Source organism: Bacillus sp. ISL-47, assembly GCF_018613175.1.
Lineage (GTDB): Bacteria > Bacillota > Bacilli > Bacillales > Cytobacillaceae > Cytobacillus.
Genome location: NZ_JAGGQS010000058.1, coordinates 1 through 18,804, shown reverse-complemented (window position 1 = coordinate 18,804; position 18,804 = coordinate 1). Strand labels below are relative to the sequence as shown.

The following is an 18,804-nucleotide window of genomic DNA, read 5'->3' as shown; positions in this document are numbered from 1 at the left end:
GTGAATAGCTATAGTAAATAAAAAATTTAGGGGGAAAAAATCATGTTTAAAAAAATGACTGCAGGTGTGATGGCTTTAACATTAGGTGCCTCTTTATTAGCGGGATGCTCTTCAGGCGGATCCGATGATGGAAAGGTAACTTTGGAACTCTTCTCCAATAAGTCAGAAAGCATTGAAACCTATAAAGGTTTAATTAAAGAATTTGAAGCACAAAACCCTGATATTAAAATCAAGCTGGATGCACCGCCAGAAGCGGAAACAGTTTTAAAAACACGCCTAACAAAAAATGACCTGCCTGACATTATGTCCATCGCAGGTAACGCAACCTATGGTGAGCTGGGCCGGGCAGGTGTCCTTGAGGACTTTGCAGGCACAGAAATGGAAAAAAAGGTTCAGCCATCTTATATCGATATGATTAATCGTTTGGTTGGTCCTGAAACAGATGGAACATTTGGGCTTCCATATGCTACAAATGCCAATGCAGTAATATACAACAAAGCAAAATTTGAGGAACACGGTCTTGAAGTACCGGCAACTTGGGATGAATTTATCGCAAGCCTTGAGAAAGTGAAAGCAGCAGGAGATACACCAATCTACTTTACATTAAAAGACGCATGGACAGGCATGATTCCATGGAACTCTCTTGGTGCTAATATCGCAGGTGAAGACTTCGCTGAAAAGAAAAATGCCGGCGAAAAATCTTTCTCGGAAAATTATGATGAAGTTGCAGACAAAATGTCCACGTTAGTCCAATATGGCCACAAAGATAATATGGGTGTTGCTTACGGCGATGGAAATAATGCTTTTGCCAACGGAAAATCTGTTTTCTATCTGCAAGGCAACTGGGCCATTCCTGAAATTCTGAAAGCAAATCCTGACATGGAGCTAGGCGTATTCCCAATGCCTGTAACAAATGATCCTGAACAAAACAAACTTGTTTCTGGAGTAGACGTTCTTTTAGCAGTCAGTGAAGGTACTGAGCACAAAGAAGAAGCAAAGAAATTTGTTGAATTCATGATGAATAAAGACACAGCTCAGAAATACATTGACGAGCAAAAAGCTTTCTCTGCCATTGAAGGTGTATATCAGGAGAATCCTGTGTTTGAAGGAATCAAAGCTAACTTTGAAAATGGAACCATCACAAGCTTCCCGGACCACTACTACCCAGCAGGCATGGGAGCTGAAAACCTTGTTCAGGAATTCCTAATCAAGAAAGATAAAGAAAAATTCCTGAAGAAAATGGACAGCGAGTGGGAAAAAGTACAAAACCGCTAATGCATAGACGCCAGGGGATCCCTTATGATTCCCTGGCTTTCTAAAAAGGAGTTGTCAATATGAAAAAGAAAAACAGTGTGTTTCTGATTATCACGATACCCGCTTTCCTCCTTTTCTTCATTTTTCATAGCTTTCCTGCCTTACAAGGGATTTTTTACAGCTTTACGGATTGGAAAGGGTATGGAGATTGGAATTTTGTTGGATTAAAAAACTATCTGAACGTTTTTAAAGATGAGCGAGCAGGGGATGCCTACCTATTTACCTTTAAATTTGCAATCGTTTCTACCATTCTCGTTAATATCATCAGTCTTTTGGTTGCAATCGGGCTTAACTCGAAGATAAAATTTCATAAAACGCTGCGGGCGATTTACTTTTTGCCTTATATCCTTAGTATTTTAATCGTTGGCTTTATCTTTAACTTTATTTTTGCTCATTTTCTGCCGCAGATCGGTGATGCCTTCGGCTGGGAGTTTTTAACCCGTAACATTCTTGGGAATCCTGATTTGGCCTGGATTGGAATCGTGATCGTAGCAGTTTGGCAGGCAGTGTCTTTCAATACGATTCTGTACCTTGCCGGCCTAGTAACGATTTCAGAGGATTTATACGAAGCCGCAAGCATTGACGGTGCAGGTGTTTGGACAAAGTTCTGGAAGATTACATTCCCGCTGATCGCGCCATTCTTCACGATTAATATGGTGCTGTCACTGAAAAACTTCCTGATGGTGTTCGACCAGATTGTTGCCTTAACAGGCGGAGGTCCAGGAAAGTCAACAGAATCCATCTCTTTGCTTATTTACCGTGGAGGATTTGAGGGTGGAGAATTTGCCTATCAATCGGCAAATGCAGTCATTTACTTTATCGTCATTATCGTCTTCTCTGTCATTCAATTAAAATTCTTAAATAAAAGAGAGGTGGAAAACTAATGAATCGCAAAAATACTAGCTGGCTTGTCACCACTCTCTTAATTTTAGGTTCATTGCTTATTCTTTTTCCACTATATTTAACGATCACAATCGCCTTCAAAACACCGCCTGAAATGGCTGGCAATTTAATGGCGCTTCCAAAATCATGGTCGTTTGATAACTTTGCAAAAGCAATTGAAATGACTAATTTTTTCAATGCATTTAAAAACAGTGCGTTTGTTACTATTTTTGTAGTCATCTTTACAGTGCTGACAAATTCACTGGTATCCTACGCCATTGCACGCAATCTTCATAAAAAGTTTTATAAGTTCCTATACTTTTACTTTTTAAGTGCGATGTTTATCCCGTTCCCAATTATCATGCTTCCGCTTGTAAAGCAGACTAGTTCATGGGGAATGGATAATCTGGTTGGGTTAATCATTCTATATATTGTTTTCAATCTTTCCTTTAATGTATTTATCTACATTGGCTATATCAGAGCTATTCCCGTTGAACTGGAAGAAGCAGCCATTATGGATGGCGCAAGTACTTGGGGTGTTTTCTGGAAAGTCATATTCCCGCTGCTTGCCCCAATGAATGCAACAGTCGCAATCATTACCAGCCTTGGAGCCTGGAACGACTTCATGCTCCCGCTCGTACTTCTGAGTGACCGGGAAATGGCCACACTCCCGCTCGTCCAATATATTTTCCAGGGACAATTCAGCACAGACTATAACCTGGCATTCGCCTCCTATTTAATGGCACTTGCTCCTATGATCATCGTATACATCTTTGCCCAGAAGTGGATCATTAGCGGAGTAATGAAAGGGTCAATTAAATAATAAAAGAATAGGCACTTAGATAAGTCGCTTGTCAATATGCTTATCATTGGTATTGGCACCCTGTTGATTTGAACGGAAGGGGTGAGACTCCCGGTAGCCCGCGGAAAGCGAGTGCCCTGGAGTGGAAATCAACAGGCCCCATCCAACAGAGCCAAATTGTAATATGAATTTATATTCGATCGGAGTTGTAAAAATTGAACAAAACATGGTGGAAAGAAAGCGTCATCTATCAAATCTATCCAAGAAGCTTTAACGATTCCAACGGAGACGGAATTGGCGATATCAATGGCATCACAGAAAAAATCCCTTACTTAAGCGAACTGGGAATCGATGTAATCTGGCTGTCGCCGGTTTATAAATCCCCTAATGATGATAATGGCTATGATATCTCAGATTACCGCAATATCATGGAAGAATTCGGAACCATGCAGGACTTTGACCGCATGCTGGCTAAAGCACATGAACACGGCATTAAAATCATGATGGACCTTGTTGTCAATCACTCAAGTGACGAGCACCAATGGTTCCAGGAATCACGCAAATCTAAAGATAACCCTTACAGAGATTATTATATCTGGAAAAAGACAGACAATGGAGAGCCTCCAACCAACTGGGGCGCTGCGTTTGGCGGAAATGTATGGGAATTTGATGAACAAACAGGCGAATATTATTTGCATCTTTTCAGCAAAAAACAGCCTGATCTCAATTGGGAAAATCCCGTTCTAAGAAATGAAGTCTATGAAATGATGCGCTATTGGCTTGATAAAGGCATTGATGGATTCCGAATGGATGTCATCAATTTCATTTCCAAAGATACAAGCTATCCGCAGGGAGAGATTCGTGAAGGTCATAAATATGGGAACGGAAGCAAGTATTTTATGAATGGACCGAGAATCCACGAATTTCTGCAAGAAATGAATAAAGAAGCACTTAGCGATTATGATACGATTACGGTTGGCGAGATGCCGGGTGTTACAGTCGAAGAAGGCAAACTTTATACTGGCGAAGACCGTAAAGAATTAAATATGGTGTTCCATTTTGAACATGTTGGGCTGGGTGACGGCCAATTTGGCAAATGGGATCCGCGTCCTTGGAAGTTAACAGACCTAAAAGAAATTTTCACAAAGTGGCAAAAAGGCCTTGAAAATGATGGGTGGAACAGCTTGTACTGGAGCAATCATGACCAGCCGCGGGCTATTTCCAGATGGGGGAACGACTCCGATGAATACCGTGTTGTTTCAGGGAAGATGATTGCTACCTGTCTTCACATGATGCAGGGGACTCCATATATTTACCAGGGCGAAGAAATCGGCATGACAAATGTAAAATTTAATGATATTAACGATTATCGCGATATTGAAACATTAAATGCATACCGTGATTTAACTCCTGATTCATTGACTCACGAAGAAATTTTTAAAGGGATCCATGAGCGGAGCCGTGATAATGCCAGAACCCCGGTTCAATGGGATGCCAGCCCTAATGCAGGTTTTTCGACTGGAACGCCGTGGATCAATGTAAATCCTAATTTTGAAGAAATTAATGCAGAAGCTGTTTTAAAAGATGAAGAATCAATCTTCCATTATTATAAAAAGCTAATCCAGCTTAGAAAGCAAAACGAAGTCATTGTATATGGAACATTTGACTTAGTCATGGAAGATGATGAGCAGATTTTTGCATTTACAAGATCACTTGGCGATGACCAATTGCTGGTCATGTGTAACTTCAGCGAGGAAACTCCTCTTTTCAAGTTACCGGAGACTTTAGATTATTCTTCTAAAGAATTGCTGATTTCAAATCTAAATGTGAATGAAAATGAATCTATTAATGAATTAACGCTGAAGCCTTATGAGGCAAGAGTATACCGTTTAAAGAAATAATGAGGAGGGCCTTTAAAAAGGCCCTTTTTTACGAGTTACTAAAGTTAAGGCTCTGTTAAATTTGGCTGTTGATTTCCGTTGCAGGCACTCGCTTTCCGCGGGGCTACCGGGAGCTTCCTCGACGCTCTGCGTCTGTGGGATCTCCCTTGGTGAGCTACTCCCGCAGGAGTCTCGTGCCTTCCACTCCAATCAACAGGGCTTCTAAAAACAACAATGAGCTTTAACAGAGCCAAAGTTAAAAAAGAGGTGTGGTCGTGAATAAAATGTGGTGGAAAGAAGCGGTTGTTTATCAAATCTATTGGCGAAGCTTTTTTGATTCCGATGGAGATGGGTATGGTGATTTAAAAGGAGTAATAGAAAAGCTTGATTATATTAAGGATCTTGGCATAGATGTGATCTGGCTCAATCCATTTTATAATTCACCAGACCGTGATAATGGATATGATATTTCAGATTACTATGGAATTATGGAAAAGGCAGGGGATATGGCGATTTTTGAAGAGTTAATCCAGGAAATCCATAATCGCGGGTTAAAGGTAATTATGGATCTCGTTGTTAATCATACTTCTGATCAGCATCCTTGGTTTGTTGAGTCCCGTTCTTCAAAAGATCACCCAAAAAGAGATTGGTATATTTGGGAAGATCCAAAGGATGGGAAGGCGCCGAATAACTGGCGGTCCTATTTTGCACCTTCTTGCTGGGAATGGGATGAAGAAACCGGCCAATATTATTATCATTCCTTCGCGGTCGAGCAGCCAGACCTTAATTGGAAAAACCCTGTGCTTAGAAATGAAATTTATAAAATGATGAGATTCTGGCTTGATAAAGGCATCGATGGCTTCAGAATGGATGTCATTAATCTTCTGGCCAAAAAAGAAGATTTTTTAGATGCAGAGAATCCATATAATATCAGCTATTTGGCTAATAATCCCGGCATTCATGACTATCTTCAGGAAATGCACAGGGAGGTTCTTCAGCATTATAATGTCATGACAGTCGGCGAGATTCCATTTGTCTCTCCTGATGAAGGATTGCTTTATGTAGATGAGAGCCGGAATGAGCTGAATACTTTATTCCATTTCCAAGTAGCAGATGATATGCCAACCTGGGATATGCTTCGGTATAAGGAAATTCAATCAAGCTGGTATGAAGGCCTTAAGCAAAGGGGCTGGAATTCGCAATTTCTGAACAATCATGATCACACAAGGCAAGTGACCCGATACGGCAATGACGGTAAATATCGTGTGCAATCTGCGAAGCTGTTAGCGACGATGATTCATACGCTGCCCGGAACTCCTTATATCTTTCAGGGGGAAGAGATTGGAATGACAGGTGTCCGATTTGATTCCATTGAGGATTATAATGATATTGCGATGAAAAATAAATTCCATGAAGAAGTATCTAAAGGCCGCGATCCGCAGGAAGTATTTGAAAGCTTGCTTCTTCTAAGTCGTGATAATTCCAGGACGCCTATGCAATGGAATGATTCACCTCAAGCAGGCTTTTCAATTGGCGAACCGTGGATAAAGGTTAATCCAAACTACAACGAAATAAATGTGGAAGCTGCACTAAAAAACCCTGATTCCGTTTACTATTATTATAGAAAGCTGATTGCATTAAGAAAAGAAAACGACGTAATGGTTTATGGTGACTATAAGGATATATTGCCTGACGATGACCATTTATATGTTTATACACGCTCTTACAAAAATATCACCTGGCTCATTGTCTTGAATCATTGTGACGAGAAGCAGACTTTTACATTTGAGGGATATACTGATCGAGATCTGATTCTCTCCAATTATCAGCGGGATTTAGAAACTAATGAAGAAATCCTTTTTCCTCATGAAGTGAGAATATACCAGATAACCAAATAAGCAAACAGCAAAGAGAACTGCATTTGGACCCTTCCATCCCAATTATTTTTTCAAATGAAAAGCCGGCATCCTTGCATTTAGCACTGGTGCCGGCTTTTCTTCTTTACATTTGTACTTCATTTTTATTCGTTTTTCTCTCCGTATTTTCTGGAGCAACCTTTGAAAGCTGGTCCATTGGCTCCATCATAGATTCAAGAAGACTGCCTTCCGTACGTTTTGGCTCTTCAGTATTTTTGGGTTGATAGGATTCAGGATTGTTCACACTTTCACCTCATTTCAGTAAGAATGCCCTTTTGATAGATTGAACAACTTTCTATAAGATTATTCGGGGAAAAAGAATGCGAGAAGCTTTCTCAACCAATGCTAACTTTTTGGATATTCCATATAAGTGCTTCAACGCCAGTCGAATAATGGGCAACTGGGTTAGTATCTATTAGGTTTATTTTAAAAGGAGAAAGCAGGGAATTGGACTGTATTTCAAATTCCGCCTTTTGCAGCGCCCAGGGCAGATGATGAATTTCGCCGCAAAAGATTTTCGATGTGTTATTAGTACTATAAAGGCAATATCTTTCTGTCAGCCAGTGGTCCAGGGAGCCTTCTTCAGGAAAAAATACATTTGAGACCGGCTTATATAACGCTTTGAATGACATTGGACGGTTAGTCTTTTCTTTGCGCAGACTTTGAAAAGAATAGGCTGTCCCTTTATTTTCAAATGCAACGTTCGCTTCATGATAAGGGAGCCTAAACCAATGCCGTGCGATCTTTAAAGAAGCCCAATTTTCCACATCAATGGATAAAAAAATATTCCTGGCTTACCATCATATTGTACATAGGTTCTGATATTTATTTCAGGGAAACTTCTTGTCAAAGGCCATTGTGGCATTCCGCGGAGGTAAATGCCATCCATCAAAAATGCGATATATCCTACCCATGCGTAACCTTGGAAAGTATCTAATTTTAAGGAGGAAGGAATCCAATTTTTTAAAAGCTCCGGTTTTACTGGCCAGTGCAAAAAAAGGAAGTTTCTCCATCTTTGCCTCATTATCCAATTATTAGAAGGGATGGGCCAGCTGCGGTGTGCAGTGTTATTTAGCAAGTGCATTTATAGACTCCTTTTATCACAAACTTTAGCAGATATAAAAGATCACCGTTCTTTACTTCTATTATATTCTTAGGATTCGTATCAATACTGAGAAACAATTACAAGTTACATTCCTGATTGGAGGAAATGATTCCCTAATCACAGGTTAAATTCTTATCCTATGGCAATAATGGAGTACAAAAGACAATTATAGGATTTGGTGAAATTTGTATGTATGATATTTTACAAATAATTATTTTAGGTATGATTACATTATTATTTATTATTTTTTTATTCTTGCTTATTGGTTGGCGCTGGATTATGAAACGGATTGTGAAGCTAGCCGGGAAAATTATTTTTACAGACAGCTATCAGGAAAATTTAATTGAAATAATCCCTGGGTTCCGCCATATGGGTGTACAAAATGCACTTGAAAATAACCTGCGGGCTGAAACAGGTGATATTCTGCACAGACCGTTTGGCTCTTCGAAAAAATGGCCACATTTTGACCCAATTACCTTTATCCCTGTACAGACATCTCCTTTTCCAATTGATGGTGATGAGGATGTGGATGTTAAAGTGACTATTGGCCCAAAAGCGAAAAAGCCGATGAACATTAAAATTCCATTTATGATCAGCGGCATGGCCTATGGTATAGCCTTAAGCGAGCAGGTGAAAATAGCACTCGCTACAGCAGCCAAGAATACAGGGACTGCCATTAATTCAGGGGAAGGCGGAATCCTCCCGGAAGAGCTGGAAAGTGCGGGAAAGTATATTCTTCAGTTTTCTAAAACCGAATGGGGGAAAGAAGAAGAAGTCATCAAACGTGCTGATATGATTGAGCTTAAGCTGGGCCAAGGTGCGATGCAGGGAATGGGCGGGAATATTTCGCCGGAGAATTTAACTGGACGCGCAAGGGAAATTATGGGCCTTAAGGAGAATGAGGTCGCTCACATCTTAGAACATTATTTTGAAAATCAGACCTTAAATGATTTGAAGGAACTGGTTGAAGAACTTCGGAAGCTGTCAGGCGGAGTGCCAATCGGGGCAAAAATAGGAGCCGGCGGAAAAATCGAAGAAGATATTGACAACCTGCTAGAAATGGGAGTGGATTTCATTGCAGTAGATGGAGGACAGGCAGCCACTATGGGAGCACCGCCTCTTTTAGCTGATGACTTTGGAATCCCTACTTTGCATGCGGTTGTTCGGGCTGCCAATCATCTTGAAAAAAGAAAAAAGAAGGGAGAAGTCAGTTTAATTGTTTCAGGAGGCCTTTTTACACCAGGCCACTTTCTAAAGGTTCTTGCCCTTGGAGCAGATGCTGTCTATCTAGGTTCCGTTATACTGTTTACTGTATCCCACCTGCATACCCTAAACGCACTTCCTTTTGAACCGCCTACTCAAGCCGTTTGGAACCAGGGGAAATTCAAAGATACATTTAAGATAGAAGATGGGGTAAAATCAGCAGAGAAATTTTTAACAGCGAGTACAGAGGAAATTAAAATCGCCTTGCGTGCGATGGGGAAGAAGTCGCTGCAAGAGTTGTCCAAGAAAGATTTAGTCTCCTATGATGAGTTAACAGCTAAGATGATTGGAATACCATTTACTTTTGAACCATGGGAAGAGAAATCGAATAAAAGTGAAAGCAGTTAACCGGCAAAATTCGAAATCATAAACAGCCTGGCTTTTAGCCAGGCTTATTCATCGATATCCTTTTTTACTTTTTTTATTTTTTCCTGAGGAAACCGGTATGGATTTTGTGTTCTTAAATATACTGGCCGAAGCGGGTTAAAGGGGAACCTGATAAAGGAGTCCTTTAGGTCCCGGTATCTAGGCGGATAAAAAGGCTGCAAAAAGGGCCTGCCAAGTGATGTCAGCCTTATCATATGGGTTAATAATATGCATGAGCAAAATAATACACCCACTAACCCCCAAAGATTTGCAAAAACCAAAAACGGGAATCTTAAAAGCCGGATGGTATTGTTCATTTTATAGACAGGTGTTGTAAATGCTGCAAGAGCTGCTAATGCAATGAAAATAAGAAGGACATTACTGGTTAATCCAGCTTCAACGGATGCAGTCCCAATGACAATCCCTCCAACGATACCGATTGTCTGACCAACCTTCGTTGGCAGCCTTGCTCCAGCCTCTCTCAAGAGTTCAATAACCAATTCAAGCAGCAAAGCTTCATAGAACGGCGGAAGCGGGATATGCTGTCTTGAGGACACTAGTGTTCCTAATAAGTCAGTAGGAATCATTTCCTGATGGTAAGTAAGCGTTGCTACATAAATGGGTGTTATCTGGATGGAAAAGATTACAGAAAACGCCCGGAGTATCCTTACAAAAGAGGCTATGATCCAGTTTAGAAAATAATCTTCAAAGGAACTGAAAAATTCTGCAAAGGTTGTTGGTGTAATTAAAACATGGGGAGAACCATCAACAACAATTACAATTTTACCCTCCGCCAGTACAGCTGCAGCTCTGTCCGGTCTTTCAGTATCTAATAATTGCGGAAAAGGTGAATTTGAGTTATCCGATATAAGCTGGGCAATATAGGAACTGTCTGTTATTTCATCAAAATCAACCTTTTCCAGGCGCTCCTTTACCATTTTGACATAATCCTCATTCGTTATGCCATCGATGTAGACAACCGCTACTGGTGTATGAGATATACTGCCGATCGAATATTCTTCAATAGCAAGTTCCGAAATAGGCAGCCTTTTTCTGATTAAATTTAAATTTTGACCAATAGATTCCACAAAAGCTTCTTTTGGCCCAATAACCGTATGTTCAACTTCTGCATGAGCAATTTCACGGACAAATTCTTTTTGGGCGGCTATGAAGGCAGCTCTTTTTTCCTCTTCGTCCACCAAAACCATAACATAGCCATTCAGCAGCTTTTTTTCCGCCACAGATAGGTCCTCACATATTTGGATGTCCGCTGAAGGCAGAAGCTTCTTTAAGTCCTCTAGTCTCGAAAATTCACCCTGCAGCAGTCCTGGGAGTATATTCCTGCTAATGATTTGTTTATCAGTAAGTGTACTGAAATGAATGAATGAAAAACTTGTACCCGTTTTTTTATTGGTATACGGTGTCTTTTTAAAATCATTGGACTTGGAAAAAGATTGTTCCAAATCACTAAGGACAAAGTCAATAAAGGCTCTCTTCTTTTTTAGCTCTTTTTTCATATGAAATCACCGGTTAGTTTGGCATCATCCTTTATTGTTTCCGTTTTTGGAAGGAATATGAATGCTTAGCGGAAAAAGGGAAAAGACAGGTCTTCTTTAAAACATGAAAAAAGCCTGCCCATAAAGGGGCAGGCTTGAGTAATTAGACGGGTTCTTCTGTTTGTTTAAGACACGAAGCAGCAAGCTGGTCAAGTGATTCAAATTCTTTTTCATCTAAATTGGCAAGGCAGGTGCGCAGAGACTGAAGTGCACTATCGATTAAAAACTTTCTAGGCTTTTTAGAATGCAGCAGTTCTTCCTGAACAAAATCCAAAAGTTCATTGCAATGAGCTTGATCCGGGTGCTGAACGGACTTTTTTAAAGCGAAAATGGTTTTACAAAGATGTTGTTTAAATTCCTGATCATGATGCTTTAAAGGGTTAAAGCGGTTGTCTATCAGTTCAGGTTTTAGCAGCTGTTCGCCAGCAGAACTAACTTCTTCAACCATTTTTGAAATACGATCCACACTATACTGAATCACATGATTGATGCCGGAGGGCTGATCAAAAAATTTCTTATAGAATTTCACGTTATGATGAAGAATCCCGATAAACATAACGGCACAATCCAGTAAATATGGCTTCTTCTCTTCCCCAAAGATTTCAATAAACCGCTGAAAAATCCAATGCACCATTCTTAATTGTCCTTCTTTTATAAACTGCATAAGTTCCGGATCGTGTGAAACAAGCACTTCCTCAAAAAGAGTGACTAAATTATTGGAGCGATTCATATTCATTTGAAACTCAATCTGCATAGTAAAAATCTCGATGCTTGTCGGATCCTTGCCAATAAGAAGCTGATTTCGTTCCTGCTCCATTTTTTTATGCAATGTTTTAAAAATGGATATAAGCAGTTCATTTTTTGAGGAAAAATAGTTGTAAAAAGTTCCTTTTGATATTCCCGTGTATTCTAAAATATCCTGGATAGATGTAGCTTGGAAGCCTTTATCCAGAAATAATTGATGTGCTTTCTTAATTACAAGCTGTTTCCTATCATTCATTCGTTATCACCTGTCATTATATTTGAACTGTCGGTATAATCTTATAGTACCTTATTCTAATGATTTATACAAACCCTCTATTTACAAGGTTTTTTTTATTGCATTAGTTGGACTCATGGTATATTATATGTTTTATGTGTAACGTAAGTATAAAAGAATGAACTGAGTGTACAGGAGGAAAAATAAATGGAACATGCTATAAATAATAAAACAGATCGCCCCCCTTATGGGATTTTAGCTGTTTTAATGATAGGGGCTTTTATTGCCTTTTTAAATAATACATTATTGAATATTGCATTGCCTTCTATTATGGCAGACTTGAAAATAGAAGCGGCAACTGTGCAGTGGCTGACCACCGGATTTATGCTTGTTAATGGTATCTTAATCCCTGCTACTGCCTTTTTAATTGAAAAATACACTGTCCGCAGATTATTTATCGTAGCAATGGGTTTATTTACGATTGGTACGCTTGTGGCAGGGGTTGCACATGTATTCCCAGTATTGCTGGCAGGAAGAATGCTGCAGGCTTCAGGTTCAGCGATTATGATGCCGCTATTAATGAATGTCATGCTGATAAGCTTTCCGGTAGAAAAGCGCGGTGCAGCGATGGGTGTATTTGGTCTGATATTAATGTTTGCGCCTGCTATTGGGCCGACTCTATCAGGCTGGATTGTTGAGCATTACGACTGGAGAATGCTTTTCCACTTCCTTTCGCCCATAGCAGCAGTTATTCTCCTGTTGGGCGGTATTTTATTAAAAGATAAAAAGGAAAAAGTGAATATTCGTTTGGATATCTTTTCACTTACCTTGTCAAGTATCGGATTCGGCGGAATCCTATATGGATTCAGCTCAGCTGGAAATAAAGGCTGGGATAGCCCGCATGTTTACTTAACGATTGCAATTGGAGTTATTACTTTAATATGGTTTATTGTCAGGCAGTCAAAAGCCGACCGTCCCATGCTTAATTTTGGGGTATACAAATATCCGATGTTTGCATTATCTTCAGCAATTGCCATGACTGTAAATATGGCTCTGTTTTCCGGAATGATCCTGATTCCAATTTATGTTCAAACCATCCGTGGGATTTCCCCATTGGATGCAGGATTAATGATGCTGCCGGGTGCGCTAGTCATGGCGATAATGTCTCCTATAACTGGCCGGCTTTTTGATAAAATTGGCGGCCGTATCTTAGCAATTGTTGGTTTAGCCATTATTGTTGCTACTACCTATGTTTTTAGCAGGTTAACGACGGAAACCACCTATTCACAATTAATCGTCCTAAATGCAGTAAGGATGTTTGGAATGTCGATGGTTATGATGCCTGTTTCTACAAATGGGCTGAATCAATTGCCAAGACGCTTGTATCCTCACGGTACAGCCATGAACAATACGTTAAATCAGGTCGCAGGTGCAATTGGAACAGCATTATTGGTCACAGTAATGTCAACCAGGACGGAAACCCATGCTGCTGAGATAGCCAAAGAAGCAGCTATGGCAAATGGCGGCACACAAATGACCGAAGCCGCAATGGCAGAAATGCAGCAGCAAGTTTTAATGAGAGCGATGCTCGGTGGAATCAATGACGCTTTCTTTGTAGCAACTTTTATCGCTGCAGTTGCTCTGGTTCTTGCTTTCTTCATTAAGCGTGCCAAACCTGCAGAAGATACAATTGAGGAAACAAAGCAGGAAAAAGTGATGCCAAAACTTGCAAGGAATTAACAGTTTAGAGGAAATCTAAGGATTTTCCTTTACTTGTTGTTCATAAATATCAAACTTGAAACTGAACTGGCTTGACTAGCGGCTAATTGAATTAAGGACTTTTATGGCTAGGCGCATAGTCGCTTTATCCTGGGTTTTGCTCTTTTCTTTAGGCTGTTTTCGCAAACTTTGTTGCTTTTTAAACAAGTATTGTAGAGAGGTTGATTTCCGCTCCAAGCTGCTCGCTTTCCGCGGGGTGGGCGGTGAGCCTCCTCGGCGCGCTGCGCCTGTGGGGTCTCACCTGTCCCACTCCTCCCGCTGGAGTCTCGCACCTTATGCTCCAATCAACCAACCTTATTTATTGTTCTATTCACAAATATATTCAAAAGAAAACAGCCTTTCTTTATATTATCCTTCTTCAATAAATGTCGGCTACAGATTGAGAAAATGAAAGCTTAAATGGGAAAAAGCCTGCAATGCTTAAACATTGCAGGCTTTTTTATCTATTTTTACCCGTTAACCTAATGGATTGATGTCCGCTATGAGGGTGTGGGGAATATAAAATATGGTCAAGATACAGAGCTTCCAGTTTCCGGTCACTTAAACGAAATAAATGCTGATTTTGCTGGAATTTTGAAAGTGATAACAGTTTATTAAGTAAAGTTTCTCTGTTCAATGGCATTATTTTTAACCCTCCTTGGTTTTTGGCTCTGTTAAAACTTATTGTTGTCTTTAGCACCCCTGTTGATCGGAGTGAAAGGCACGAGACTCCTCAAAAATGCTATCGCATTTCCTTACGACGAGGTGTTTATTCAAGGAAGCTTATTCAAAGTCCTGCTGCTGTGCGGATCAAAGGGAGACCCCGCAGGAGCATAGCGACGAGGAGCGTCGGACCGCCCGCGGAAAGGGAGTGCCTCGTGCTGAAATCAACAGGCAATTTTAACAGAGCCTTGTTATTACAATTTTAATTCATATTATTCCGATTTGTCAAGTATGAATTAAACTTATCACATAAACACAGTTAAAAGCACAGGCATCTTGTCCCTATGGCTAATAAAATAGTATAGAAACTATTATAAGGATGTGATTAATTATGGATTTTTGCCCATATTGTGGCTTTCGATCGGATTTATGCCGTTGTAATTCCGGTTATAATCCACCGAACTTTCCGCCAGATGATCACCCTGGACATGGAGACGACCATGACCATCACCCGAAGCCACCGCCGCCACCGCCACCGCCTGCGAAGAAGAAAGAAATTATTCATGACAATATCTGCGGAAATATAGAACAAAGCTGTGGGGAAGGACCTGAAGAATATTGGAGTGCGATGGACCTTAGCGACCTTCCATCTGCAAGTCTTTCAGTTTTTAACAAAGGTAATTGCGATATAATCGTTAGTGCAGCTGTGAATGGGGGAGGCACTTTAGGTCAATTATTTACTGTAGCCAGAGGCCAGACAAAGTCAATAACAATTGGTAATATTGCAAGCCTTTCATTTGAATGTGAAGGCAATGAAGGTGATATATGCAGAGGGACTTATTGCCTTTCTTTGCATTATGAAAAGGAATGTTAAAAGCTATTGAAGAGAGAAAAACGCTAGTGCTCAAAAGGGTCGAATAATGCCTGTTGTCCTACTGGATCGATTTTTCAGAAAAAATTGCGAAAACAGAAGGAATCACCAACCTAATGGTATGGCAAGCGCCAGTAGGTGATTATTTTGAATTCAACACTGCCAGCAGTCCTGTGTTGTTACAGGTGCTATTTCGGCTTCATTTGGAAATCCAGTTGTAGGTCCGCACGAAGAAGATGCGAATGCATTTCGAGGATCGCGTGCCTGCAGCTCCAATCAACAGGGTGTCAATATCAACAACAACTCTTAAATAGCCAATTGAAGTCCGGAAGGGAGGAGAATCTTCTGGACTTCTTTTTAATTAAATGCAAGTTCTAACAGGAAAAGGGGTACAGGACGGTCCTGGCAGTGCTAGGCGTATTATGTTCTTTCCTATAATTATTCCTGAAACTGGCAGGTCAAACAAAAAAGGTTCTTCAAGTGAAATCAGCGAATAACAGCTTTGAAAGGAAAGATGAGCATATATTATTAAAGAGGATATTAAATGGCTATTAAAGGGGGGAGTTAATTGTACAAAGTAATCATGACCTCTCTGATCTTTGTGCTATTAGTCTTATCATTTTTAGTAAGTGAGCCATACTCATTCATGATTATTGTGCTATTATCCGTTTTAATGTTTATAACAGAAGCAATCCCTCCCGTTATAACCGGCTTTGGTATTGTTATTCTCCTGTTTCTTCTTTCTCCAAGTGAGGAACAGGCATTAGCCGTATACGGATTTCATTCACCGATCATTTTCTTTTTAATTTCTGTCACAGGGATAGGAATTGCCATCTCCAAATCCGGCCTTGGAGGCTGGTTTTTATTTAGTTTTGAAAAAACTGTTTTGAATTATCCCAGAATGCCGGTACCAGTTCTTTTAATGCTCGCTTTTTTGCCGCTCTCTTTGCTTCTGCCTTCGTCCATTACTCGTAATGCTATGCTGCTCCCATTATTAAAAAACTTTATACATAATGAACGGCTATGGGAAGGGAGAAGAATATACTTAATGCTGGGGCTCATAAATCCAATGGCTTCCTCTGCTTTCCTAACGGGGGGGATGTCTGCAATTGTTACAGCAAGTCTGATTGGCGGGATCAGTTGGGGAGAATGGTTTATTTTAATGGCTTTCCCTTATTATTTAATGATGCTATCCGGCCTGCTTTACATATTATTTAGATTTCCGCTAAAAAACTTGAAGAAGGTCTCCCTTAAACCAACAATAAAGCCGAGCATGAAGAAAGTCTTAGCTAAGGATGATTGGGTACTCTTATCCGTCCTTATTTTAGTAGTTGTTTTATGGATAACGGATAAGTGGCACATGCTAAATCCTGCAGTACCGGCATTAATCGGGTTGGTAATGATTTTCCTTTTTACTGACAGCTTGAATTTGGACGATCTCAAAGCATCATCTATTTGGGAAAACACCATCATTATAGGCTCGTTACTATCTTTGATTGAAGCTCTAAATCGTTATGGAGTATTGGATTTGGCAAGCTACTTCATTACTGAAAATATAGGAAATGGCGTGCCAGAGAATGTTCTTATTATATGCTGTATTATTTTGACGGTTATTTTCAACCTGTTTATTCCAAATATCACTGTTTGTGTTACATTCCTTGTTCCTTTATATATTGGACTCGCACATAACCTGCAAATGAATCCTGTTGTTTTTGGATTACTGGCTGCATTAACAGTCGACTGCATAAAGTTTTATCCGGCCCAATCTACACCGCTTCTAATGGTTTATGACCGAAGTGTATTTTCACCAAAAGATGTTTTTGATATGGGACTATTTTTATTTATCACTCTGCTTATAGGAGTGTTTCTTTTAATTTTGCCATATTGGAAGCTGGTAGCTGCATAACTTTATATGCAATTGACCTCTGGTTTTGAAAATTTATCCAGCGAATGTACTTGTTTTTACTGAAGGAGTGTTTTTTTCTCTATGGATCATAAAGGTGGAAACAATCAAACAGAAAGAAACGATAACCCAGGAAATGCTAAAGCTTGAAAAAGTATCTTTTGTCCATCCAAAAAAGAGCGGAAATAAAAATATTCCCAAATAGGTAAAAGTCAAACTAACACCGCTGGATACTGCTGCCGTTTGATCTCCGCCATATTCTATAATTGCGGCTTGATATATTCCATTCCATCCGCTTATCGTAAAGCCAAGAATGATAGTTAGCAATATTATTAAAATGGAAGGGATCCTAAAGAAAGGAGTGAGGGATAAAAATACAAGAGAACCTGATGAAAGAATTCCTATCAATGTAAGTATTTTTCGTTTATCACCCATACGGTCGCTTGCTGCACCCCAAATCACTCTCCCGATTGCCCCCGAAGCTTGGGAGAGGGCAAGCAGAACACTGGAAGCAGCTACGGAATATTTTAAATCTAAATTTAAGAACAGAACCAGATACATAAAATACGAAAATTGGGCACCTACAAAGAAAAAAGATAGGATGCTTAATCGTACAAGCCTGGAATTTTTAAAGAAAACCCTTATATTTTTTAAGTGGCTCTGACTGTCTCCCCTATCAGAACTTGCAGGATAGTCTTTAAGAATATGCAAAAAATATAGTGAGAAGCACGCCACAAGTGCACCTCCAATAAAAAGTGAAATTCTCCAATTAAACACAAAAGCAAGCTTTGGAAGCAATAAGGCTGTCAATACTCCTCCTAATGTTACCCCCATTTGCTTTACACTCATGACAAAACCGCGGACCTCCATCGGAAATTCCTGTGTGATCAATAGATTTATAGCAGGATTAATTAAGCTGTAGCCCATTCCGGCAATTGCCAATAAGAAGAGCATGATCCAAACAGAATGGGTGAGTGTGCTCAACATAATGAAGACTCCAATAATTAAAAGTGAAAAAACAATTGATTTTTGTATTCCTAAAAAATAGATTATTTGACCTGTGAAAAATGAAAAAATAATACAGCCCAGATAAAAGGAAGCCATTAATAAACCCATGAAAAAGGCCGAAAGCTCCATATCCGTAACAATGAAACTCGACAGCGGGGGTAATGTTAATACTCCAAAAGCTGATATTGTCTGGGCAAAAAGCGGATTAAACAAAGTTATCTTTGGGTAGGCTGCAAGTTTTCCGTTCCTCACAAAGATCCGTCCTTTCTTAAAGAAAAATCGAAACAACAAACTAAATAACAATTAAATTTTAGAAAATATCTATATAATATTGAATTATATTTATATATATAATAATATAAAAACAAAGTTAATTTCAAACATTCTAAAAATTCTAACTTAAATAATCGTATTCTCATAAGGAAGTGCTTCAATATTGGGTAATATAGATCATATTGTTTTCGCTGTGAAAGACCTGGAAAAAAGCAAGCAGCTCTTTTCGACCATTTTTAAAGGAAAATTTATAAAAGAAATAGAT

The 18,804-nt window shown here is 39.6% G+C and carries 14 protein-coding genes and 1 pseudogene; 9 read left to right on the top strand and 6 right to left on the bottom strand.

Going from position 1 to position 18,804, the window contains the following annotated elements:
* Positions 1-42: 42 nt before the first annotated feature.
* The 5 genes from J7I93_RS19530 to J7I93_RS19510 all read left to right on the top strand — a co-directional run bounded on the left by J7I93_RS19530 (position 43) and on the right by J7I93_RS19510 (position 6,776).
* Entirely contained in the window at positions 43-1,275 is a 1,233-nt protein-coding gene (locus tag J7I93_RS19530) for an ABC transporter substrate-binding protein (protein WP_214727712.1), read from the top strand.
* Positions 1,276-1,334: 59 nt separating this feature from the next.
* A complete protein-coding gene (locus J7I93_RS19525) occupies positions 1,335-2,198 on the top strand; it encodes a carbohydrate ABC transporter permease (protein WP_214727710.1) in 864 nt (287 codons plus the stop codon).
* The gene (locus J7I93_RS19520) at positions 2,198-3,019 is read left to right on the top strand and encodes a carbohydrate ABC transporter permease (RefSeq protein WP_214727708.1); all 822 of its coding nucleotides are present in this window, start codon (positions 2,198-2,200) and stop codon (positions 3,017-3,019) included. Before J7I93_RS19525 ends, J7I93_RS19520 begins: the two co-directional genes overlap by 1 nt.
* A 194-nt stretch (positions 3,020-3,213) precedes the next feature.
* On the top strand, positions 3,214-4,899 hold the full coding sequence (locus J7I93_RS19515; protein ID WP_214727706.1) for a glycoside hydrolase family 13 protein: 1,686 nt from the start codon (positions 3,214-3,216) through the stop codon (positions 4,897-4,899).
* A 254-nt stretch (positions 4,900-5,153) separates the two neighbouring features.
* Positions 5,154-6,776: a glycoside hydrolase family 13 protein gene (locus J7I93_RS19510; RefSeq protein ID WP_214727704.1), complete on the top strand. Its 1,623-nt coding sequence runs from the start codon at positions 5,154-5,156 to the stop codon at positions 6,774-6,776.
* Between the two features lie 103 nt (positions 6,777-6,879).
* Here the strand turns inward: J7I93_RS19510 and J7I93_RS19505 are convergent, their stop codons facing one another.
* Entirely contained in the window at positions 6,880-7,038 is a 159-nt protein-coding gene (locus J7I93_RS19505; RefSeq protein ID WP_214727702.1) for a hypothetical protein, read from the bottom strand.
* Between the two features lie 91 nt (positions 7,039-7,129).
* Positions 7,130-7,818 (bottom strand): annotated as a pseudogene (locus J7I93_RS19500) (YqjF family protein).
* A gap of 270 nt (positions 7,819-8,088) precedes the next feature.
* Between J7I93_RS19500 and J7I93_RS19495 the strand changes: the two are divergent.
* On the top strand, positions 8,089-9,510 hold the full coding sequence (locus tag J7I93_RS19495; RefSeq protein ID WP_214727699.1) for an FMN-binding glutamate synthase family protein: 1,422 nt from the start codon (positions 8,089-8,091) through the stop codon (positions 9,508-9,510).
* A 44-nt stretch (positions 9,511-9,554) separates the two neighbouring features.
* Here the strand turns inward: J7I93_RS19495 and J7I93_RS19490 are convergent, their stop codons facing one another.
* Together J7I93_RS19490 and J7I93_RS19485 are read right to left on the bottom strand one after the other, a co-directional pair.
* Positions 9,555-11,045: a spore germination protein gene (locus tag J7I93_RS19490; protein WP_214727697.1), complete on the bottom strand. Its 1,491-nt coding sequence runs from the start codon at positions 11,043-11,045 to the stop codon at positions 9,555-9,557.
* A gap of 142 nt (positions 11,046-11,187) precedes the next feature.
* Entirely contained in the window at positions 11,188-12,084 is an 897-nt protein-coding gene (locus J7I93_RS19485) for a TetR/AcrR family transcriptional regulator (protein ID WP_214727695.1), read from the bottom strand.
* A 186-nt stretch (positions 12,085-12,270) separates the two neighbouring features.
* Between J7I93_RS19485 and J7I93_RS19480 the strand changes: the two genes are divergently transcribed.
* Entirely contained in the window at positions 12,271-13,803 is a 1,533-nt protein-coding gene (locus J7I93_RS19480; RefSeq protein ID WP_214727693.1) for a DHA2 family efflux MFS transporter permease subunit, read from the top strand.
* A gap of 478 nt (positions 13,804-14,281) precedes the next feature.
* On the opposite strand, the gene J7I93_RS19475 is transcribed toward J7I93_RS19480, so the two are convergent.
* Complete coding sequence (locus tag J7I93_RS19475; protein WP_214727691.1) at positions 14,282-14,464, bottom strand: hypothetical protein; 183 nt, start codon at positions 14,462-14,464, stop codon at positions 14,282-14,284.
* Between the two features lie 411 nt (positions 14,465-14,875).
* Here J7I93_RS19475 and J7I93_RS19470 point away from each other — a divergent pair, with 411 nt between their 5' ends.
* Together J7I93_RS19470 and J7I93_RS19465 are read left to right on the top strand one after the other, a co-directional pair.
* A complete protein-coding gene (locus J7I93_RS19470; RefSeq protein WP_214727689.1) occupies positions 14,876-15,358 on the top strand; it encodes a DUF3992 domain-containing protein in 483 nt (160 codons plus the stop codon).
* Between the two features lie 565 nt (positions 15,359-15,923).
* Positions 15,924-17,261 (top strand): SLC13 family permease, encoded by a 1,338-nt coding sequence (locus J7I93_RS19465; RefSeq protein WP_214727687.1) that lies wholly within the window; start codon positions 15,924-15,926, stop codon positions 17,259-17,261.
* A 33-nt stretch (positions 17,262-17,294) separates the two neighbouring features.
* On the opposite strand, the gene J7I93_RS19460 is transcribed toward J7I93_RS19465, so the two are convergent.
* A complete protein-coding gene (locus J7I93_RS19460) occupies positions 17,295-18,518 on the bottom strand; it encodes an MFS transporter (protein ID WP_214727685.1) in 1,224 nt (407 codons plus the stop codon).
* Positions 18,519-18,804 lie beyond the last annotated feature (286 nt).